Genomic DNA, 6478 nt, shown 5'->3' with positions numbered 1-6478 from the left:
AGCCCGGCGTGCTCAAGCTGGCCATCGAGTCCATCCACCGCGACCCGCTCCAGCCCCGCCGCCACTTCGACGAGACGAAGCTCCACGAGCTCACCGAGTCCATCAAGGCGCAGGGGCTGCTCCAGCCCATCCTCGTCCGCAAGAACCCGAACAAGGGCGGCGACGGCTACCTCATCATCGCGGGCGAGCGCCGCTGGCGCGCGTCCCAGGCCGCGGGCCTGAAGGAAATCCCCGCCATCGTGCGCGAGGTCACGGAGGCCGAGTCCTTCGAGCTCGCCCTGGTGGAGAACCTCCAGCGCGCGGACTTGAACCCCATTGAAGAGGCGGACGGCTACCGGCGCCTGGTGGAGGAGTTCAAGCTCACGCAGGAGCAGGTGGCCCAGAAGGTCGGCAAGGAGCGCTCCACCGTCGCGAACGCGCTGCGCCTCCTGGCCCTGCCCCCGGACGTGAAGGCCATGGTGGCGGACGGGTCGCTCAGCATGGGCCACGCTCGCGCGCTGCTCGGCGTGCCCCGGCTGCCGGAGCTCCAGAACCTGGCGAAGCAGGTGACGGAGAAGAAGCTGTCCGTGCGCGACACGGAGCGGCTGGTGCAGCAGGGCAAGTCCGCGAAGGGCGGCAAGGATTCAGGAAAGCCGGCGCCCAAGGTGAGCCCGCAGGTGAAGGCGCTCACCGAGGAGCTGCAGCGTCGGTTGGGAACAAAGGTCCGTCTGTCGGAGAAAAGCCCGGGAAAAGGCACCCTGGAAGTCGACTTCTTCTCCTACGATGACCTCGACAGGTTGTTGAAGCTTCTGAGGAAGGAGTAGGGCGTGGCGCTCCTTGGCGGGAAGAAAGACGAAGCACCCAGCAAGCCCCTGTTCAAACGGGAGGAGGATTTCGTGTCGACGCGTCCGGGTGAGGTTCACACGCTTCTGGGTAAGGGAAGCGAGTTCGAGGGGAAGCTCACCTTCGAGGGTCAGGTTCGAATCGACGGCAAGTTCAACGGGCAGATTGTCACCAAGGACGTGCTCGTCATTGGCGACGGCGCCCGCGTGCAGGCGGAGATCCAGGCCGGCACCGTCATCATCAACGGCACCGTGGAAGGCAACGTGCGCGCCACGCAGCTCATCGAGCTGAAGCAGCCGGGCCGCGTGAAGGGCAACCTGGAGACGCCGTCGCTCTCCATGGACCGCGGCGTCATCTTCGAGGGCTCCCTCAAGATGGAGAACATCGGCAAGGGCGGCGGAAACCCGCCCCCGCCCGGAGAGAAGAAGTAACGGTGCGCGTGCTCGCGTCCCACGCGCGGAAGACCCCGGGGCTCATCGGCCTCGGGCTCGTCTCGCTCGGCGTCCTGTTCGGCGGCTGCGAGGGCTGCCAGAAGAAGACGCCGGTCGACGACATCGCGGCGGAGGACGCGGGGCTGCGCTCAGGTGTGAAGGTGCCGCTGCCGCCGGGCTGGTCCGCGCAGGTGGCCACCGACGGCAGCTTCCAGGCGGGCCCTCCCGGCCGCCCGGCGCTGCGCGTGGATTTGAAGCCGGGGCAGGGCGAGCAGATGCCCTCCTCGGAGACGCTGGCGGACAACGTCCGTCAGCAGATGAAGCAGTTCACGCTGTCGCTGGACCAGGAGGAGGACACCCCGTCCTTCGCCCTCTTGCGCGTGACCATGGCCCCGTCCCTGGCGGACGGCGGCGTGGGCCCGGAGGCGCCCGCGTTCTTCGGCGCCCGGCGCGTGGGGGACGACCTGTTCCTCTGCGCCAGCCTCCCTGGCGCCACCGCCGAGGAAGTCCGCCTGGCCACCGAGGCCTGCCGTACCATCCAGGTCCAGGCCGCGCCCCGCTGACAGTCCCTGCGTGAGGGCCGCGGCCTCCTTATGAAGGAGCGGGAGGCCTCATGGACGACTGGCGCAAGAACCTCATCGACGACGCGGAAGGCATTGGCGAGCTGCTCGCGCGCACGAAGCGCATCGCCGTGCTGGGCATCCGGCCGGAAGCGCAGGCGGACAAGCCCGCGCACGCCATCCCCAGGTTCCTCCAGGACCACGGCTTCGTCATCCTGCCCGTGCCCACGCACGGCGAGCAGGGGAGCATCCTGGGCACGCCCATCTCCATCTCGCTGACGGACCTGCCCGGAGACGTGGACGTGGTGCAGGTGTTCCTGCGGCCGGACGACATCAACGCGCACGTGGACGCGATGCTGGCGAAGAAGCCGTATGCCGTATGGTTCCAGCTGGGCATCCGCAACGACGCCGCGGCCGAGCGGCTGGCGCGCGCGGGCATCCGCGTGGTGCAGGACCACTGCATGAAGGTGGAGTGGAAGAAGCGCCACCCGGACGCCCGATAAGCGGCGACGCAGCAGAACCCGGGAACGTCCTGCGCGGCCCGGGTGTCCCCATTACGTGAGGAGCGTGATGTTTCGGGTGACTGCGACTGGCAGGGGATGGACTTCGGGCCCGGCCCGGGGTGCAATTCCGTCCACGTCCTGTCAGCTGGAGTCCCCGGGACTTCCCGAAAGCCTTCCGACTTCCTAACCTTAGCTTCCCGACCTGTGTCGAGCCCCTGCCCGTCCCGGGTCTTCACGCTGTGCCCCTCGTAAGGAGTCCGCGCATGACGCTCACCGAGATGCTTCCCCTCCCCCTGGCCGCCGTGGAAATCGGGCCCCTGGGTGAGCAGCTAGCAGCGGCGGGGGGACTGGTCATCACCGCGGCCGCCGCGCTCTGGGCCGCGTGGACCCGCCCGCAGCAGCAGCCGGCTCCGGTGCCGGTGCCGGTGCGCCGCGATCCTCCGCGCCGCCGCTAGGCCGCCCGCCGCACCCGTCGTCACCGTCTGGATCCGGGCCCTGACCCGGCGCCGCGAAGAGCAGCGCCGGGCGGCCCCAGCAAGAGCGGCCCTGCTGCTCAGCGCTTCATCGCCAGCGACAGCGCGAAGTCTCCGTCCGCGTCCGTCCACCACGCGGCCAGGTCGAGGCCCGCTTCGCCAAGCTCCGCCTGCACCTGCTCGCGACAGAACTTGCAGCTCACCTCCGTGCGCAGACATTCGCCTTCCGCGAACTCCACGCGCCGCTCCAGGTCCTTCAGCCACACGGACTGGGGCTTGCGTGAGATGAGGCGCATCTCGATCCACTTGTTCGTTTCGTCGAACGGGGCCAGGTGCTCGAAGGCCTCCGGGTCGAAGTCCGCGTTCAGCTCGCGGTTGAGCACGCGCAGCACGTTGCGGTTGAAGTCCGCCGTCACGCCCGCGCTGTCGTTGTAGGCGGCGAACAGGCGCTCGCGGTCCTTGATCAGGTCCGTGCCCAGCAAGAGGCCGTCCCCGGGCTTCAGCCCGGACGCCAGCTCCCGCAGGAACAGCGCGCGCTGCGCGGGCTTCAGGTTGCCGATGGTGCCGCCCAGGAAGGCGATGAGCCGCCGGCCGCCGCCCGGGATGCGGCCCAGGTGCTGCTCGAAGTCGCCCACCACCGCGTGCACGGCGATGCGCGGGTACTCGCGCGCCAGGCCCTCCGCGGCCTTGCGCAGGAAGGCCTCGCTCACGTCGAAGGGCACGAAGCGCTTGAGCTGTCCGGCCGCGTCCATGGCGTCCAGGAGCAGGCGCGTCTTCTCGCTGGTGCCGCTGCCCAGCTCCACCAGCGTGTCCGCGCCGCTCAGCCGGGCCACGTCGTCCGCGTGGGCGCGGAGGATCTCCCGCTCGCGGCGCGTGGGGTAGTACTCCGGCAGGCGGGTGATGTCGTCGAAGAGCTGGCTGCCGCGCTCGTCGTAGAGCCACTTGGGGCTCAGCTCCTTGGGCCCGTGGCAGAGCCCCTCCAGGACCTCCGCGCGCAGCGAGCGCCGCGCGTCACCGGGTTGCACGTGCACGTCCACCTGCACACCGGGCGCCGCGTAGCCGTCCGCGACGCGTGCCTCGCCCTGCTCCGACCTCATCCTCATGTGACCCTCACTTCACGTCGCGTGCACAGCGGAAGCCGGCGAAGATCTGCCGGCGGATGGGGAAGTCCCAGTTGCGGAAGCTGTTGCGCACCGCCACCGGCGCGCTCGCCCAGGCACCGCCGCGCAGCACCTTGGATGTGTCGCCGAAGAAGACCTCCGAGTACTCGCGGTACGGAAAGGCCCGGAAGCCCGCGTACGGCTGGAAGTCGCTGGCGGTCCATTCCCAGACGTCGCCCAGCAATCCCCAGACACCGTCCGCGCTGCGGCTGGAAGGGTGGCTGCCCACGGGCGACGGCCCCCAGCGCGCCCCGCCCAGGTTGGCGTGCGCGTCCGTGGGCGCGGCATCTCCCCAGGGGTGCGCGCGTGAGACGCCGTCACTGCCCTGCGCGGCCTTCTCCCACTCGGCTTCGGTGGGCAGGCGCTTGCCGGCCCATCTCGCGTACGCGTCCGCTTCGTACCAGGACACGTGCTGCACGGGTTCGTCCTTGGGCAGCGGCTCCACCGTGCCGAAGCGGCGGCGCAGCCAGACGTGGTGGCCCTGCGGAATCCAGAAGAGCGGATGGCGGATCCGCTCCGCCTGGATCCACGCGAAGCCCTTCGGATCCCACCAGCGCGGATCCTCGTAGCCGCCGGACTCCACGAACACGAGGAAGTCCCCCGTGGTGACCGGATGCGCGTCCAGGAGGAAAGGCTTGAGCTCCACGACGTGCCGGGGACGCTCGTTGTCGTAGGCCCACGGGTCGTCGCTGCCCAGGCGCACCGGGCCGCCGGGGATGAAGACCTCGTGCTGCGGCACCGCGCCGGGCTGGGGACGCAGCGCCTCCACCGGGTGGTACTCCACGTGCGTCATCAGCTGCAGCGTGGCGGCCAGCGTCTCCGCGTGCTGCTGCGCGTGCTGCGCCACCATGCCGAAGACGAAGCCGCCGTGGATCAACGGATCCACGCTGTCCTCGGGCAGCGTCTCCAGGTGCGCGGCCACCGCCGCGCGCACGCGGGTGGCGTAGGCCCAGGCGGCCTCCGGCTCCAGCAGGGGCAGCGTGGAGCGCGTGTTCCGCGGGTGGCGGAAGGCGTCGTAGATGGCGTCGAACGCGGGGTCGGTGAAGGCCGGAGCCCCCAGCGCGCGCAAGAGCCACTGCTCTTCGTAATTCGCCACGTGGGCCACGTCCCAGACCAGCGGGGACATGAGCGGCGAGTGCTGCCGCATCAGCTCCGCTTCCGGCAGCGGCGCGAGCATCGCCTGGATGCGCTCCCGCCCCGCCTCCAGCTCCCGCCAGGCCCGGACCTTCCACGGCACGGCCTGGCTGACCCGGGCGCTCCCTTGTTCCTGGCTCCTCAGCGACATGGTCGGCCCAAGGTAGGAAGGGGCTCCAGGCCCCGCTAACCCCCCGGGGCCCCTGGTGGGACAGACCCGTGAGGGAGCACACGTTTGCGAGCCTGCTTCCCCTCCGCGGTGACGCGGAGTCCTAGCCGAGGAAGAAAGCCCTGTCGGTGAATTCTGGACCGAAGAGTTCGTTTCTGTCCAAAAGATGTCCCTGGATGACGGCCCGGGTCCAGCAGCCGTCACCTGTGTCCCCACTCGCCTGGAGTGGCCGTTCGGGCTCCAAGGGGGTCATCCTCCAGGGTGGCCATCTGTCCACCAGTTGTCTGGGTATTCCGGGAAGCCGTGTCCGTGTGGGGGAGGGGGTCTCTATGCTGCGGGACATGGTTCAGCCCGTGCCGCACAAGCCCGTGCTGGTGGTGGAGGACGACGAGGATGCTCGCGCCGCCATCGCCGAAATCCTGGAAGCCGACGGCTACGAGGTGGCCGTCGCCGCGAATGGCCGCGAGGCGCTGGACGAGCTCAAGCACCTGCCCCCGCCGAGCCTCATCCTCCTGGACCTGAGGATGCCGGTGATGGACGGCCCGGAGTTCCTGCGCCACCTGCGCGCGGACTGGCCCCGGCTGAAGGCCGTGCCGGTGCTGCTGTTGTCGGGCGTGGGCGCGGAGGCGCTGCCGGACACGGGCGGCCTGCTGAAGAAGCCCATCGTCCCAGACGAGCTGCTGGCCACCGTGGGCCGGCTGTCCGGCCGGAGCGCGTGAACCCGGGGGCCTCGCGGGATGCGGGGCCCATGGGCTTCCTTCGCGTGTCAGCCCAGCCGCGTCACCGCGAGCAGCGTGAGCGTGCTGGCGCGAGGGTCCTTCTCGTAGACGAGCTCCAGGTCGTGGCCCTCCACGCGGTGCCGCGCGGGTCCCGCCACCGAGTCGTGTGACTTCGACCGCTCCGCCAGCCGCGCCAGGGTCTGCTGCAAGGCCTCGAAGGCCTCGGAGGACATCCGTCCCACTTCCCGCCACGCAGGCGGCGCGTAGTGGACGCGGTACGGCAGGACCAGGCGGTTTCTTGCGGAAGACTGGGACACGGGGTGGGTTCCTCGACGCTCCTTCGCTCTTGCGAACCGCGTGCCCGCCCGCCGCTCCCGGGAATTCCGGGCACTTTCGCGGTGGGTCGGCCGTGACGTCTGAAGAAGTTACGGACTGGACTCGATCGTAGGGGAAGAAATGACTGGCCGTATGGCAGGCAGGGCAAGGGGGGTGAAGGGCCCCTGGCCG

9 protein-coding genes are annotated in these 6478 nt (G+C 70.0%); 6 read left to right on the top strand and 3 right to left on the bottom strand.

Features of this window, described 5'->3' with window-relative positions; all coding sequences use genetic code 11:
- The 5 genes from D7V80_RS39805 to D7V80_RS39785 form a co-directional block, all read left to right on the top strand.
- Positions 1–803: ParB/RepB/Spo0J family partition protein (locus D7V80_RS39805; protein WP_120592989.1), on the top strand; the 803-nt coding region annotated here is incomplete at its 5' end.
- A 3-nt stretch (positions 804–806) separates the two neighbouring features.
- Positions 807–1253 carry a bactofilin BacM gene (gene bacM / locus D7V80_RS39800; RefSeq protein WP_014400844.1) on the top strand — a complete coding sequence of 149 codons (447 nt, stop codon included), beginning with the start codon at positions 807–809 and terminating at the stop codon, positions 1251–1253.
- A 2-nt stretch (positions 1254–1255) separates the two neighbouring features.
- Complete coding sequence (locus D7V80_RS39795) at positions 1256–1816, top strand: hypothetical protein (RefSeq protein ID WP_120592988.1); 561 nt, start codon at positions 1256–1258, stop codon at positions 1814–1816.
- 50 nt (positions 1817–1866) lie between these two features.
- Positions 1867–2316 (top strand): CoA-binding protein, encoded by a 450-nt coding sequence (locus D7V80_RS39790; protein WP_120592987.1) that lies wholly within the window; start codon positions 1867–1869, stop codon positions 2314–2316.
- Between the two features lie 263 nt (positions 2317–2579).
- On the top strand, positions 2580–2771 hold the full coding sequence (locus D7V80_RS39785) for a hypothetical protein (RefSeq protein WP_014400841.1): 192 nt from the start codon (positions 2580–2582) through the stop codon (positions 2769–2771).
- A gap of 98 nt (positions 2772–2869) precedes the next feature.
- On the opposite strand, the gene egtD is transcribed toward D7V80_RS39785, so the two are convergent.
- Positions 2870–3892, bottom strand: a complete 1023-nt coding sequence (gene egtD / locus D7V80_RS39780; RefSeq protein ID WP_120592986.1) for an L-histidine N(alpha)-methyltransferase — start codon at positions 3890–3892, stop codon at positions 2870–2872.
- Between the two features lie 7 nt (positions 3893–3899).
- Positions 3900–5234, bottom strand: coding sequence for an ergothioneine biosynthesis protein EgtB (gene egtB, locus D7V80_RS39775; RefSeq protein WP_120592985.1), 1335 nt, complete (start codon positions 5232–5234; stop codon positions 3900–3902).
- Between the two features lie 359 nt (positions 5235–5593).
- On the opposite strand from egtB, the gene D7V80_RS39770 reads away from it, so the two are divergent.
- Entirely contained in the window at positions 5594–5971 is a 378-nt protein-coding gene (locus D7V80_RS39770) for a response regulator (protein WP_043324627.1), read from the top strand.
- A 47-nt stretch (positions 5972–6018) separates the two neighbouring features.
- Here the strand turns inward: D7V80_RS39770 and D7V80_RS39765 are convergent, their stop codons facing one another.
- A complete protein-coding gene (locus D7V80_RS39765; protein WP_147447378.1) occupies positions 6019–6288 on the bottom strand; it encodes a hypothetical protein in 270 nt (89 codons plus the stop codon).
- Between the last annotated feature and the right edge of the window lie 190 nt (positions 6289–6478).

It is taken from the genome of Corallococcus sp. CA054B, assembly GCF_003611625.1.
Lineage (GTDB): Bacteria > Myxococcota > Myxococcia > Myxococcales > Myxococcaceae > Corallococcus > Corallococcus coralloides.
Note: the sequence above shows the minus strand (reverse complement) of the source record. Positions and strands in the feature narration are given on the sequence as shown.

Bases quoted from the DNA above. Each gene is read 5' to 3' on its own strand.
- D7V80_RS39790 (WP_120592987.1), top strand. From the start codon at position 1,867: ATGGACGACTGGCGCAAGAACCTCATCGACGACGCGGAAGGCATTGGC.
- D7V80_RS39785 (WP_014400841.1), top strand. From the start codon at position 2,580: ATGACGCTCACCGAGATGCTTCCCCTCCCCCTGGCCGCCGTGGAAATC.
- egtD (WP_120592986.1), bottom strand. From the start codon at position 3,892: ATGAGGATGAGGTCGGAGCAGGGCGAGGCACGCGTCGCGGACGGCTAC.
- egtB (WP_120592985.1), bottom strand. From the start codon at position 5,234: ATGTCGCTGAGGAGCCAGGAACAAGGGAGCGCCCGGGTCAGCCAGGCC.
- D7V80_RS39770 (WP_043324627.1), top strand. From the start codon at position 5,594: ATGGTTCAGCCCGTGCCGCACAAGCCCGTGCTGGTGGTGGAGGACGAC.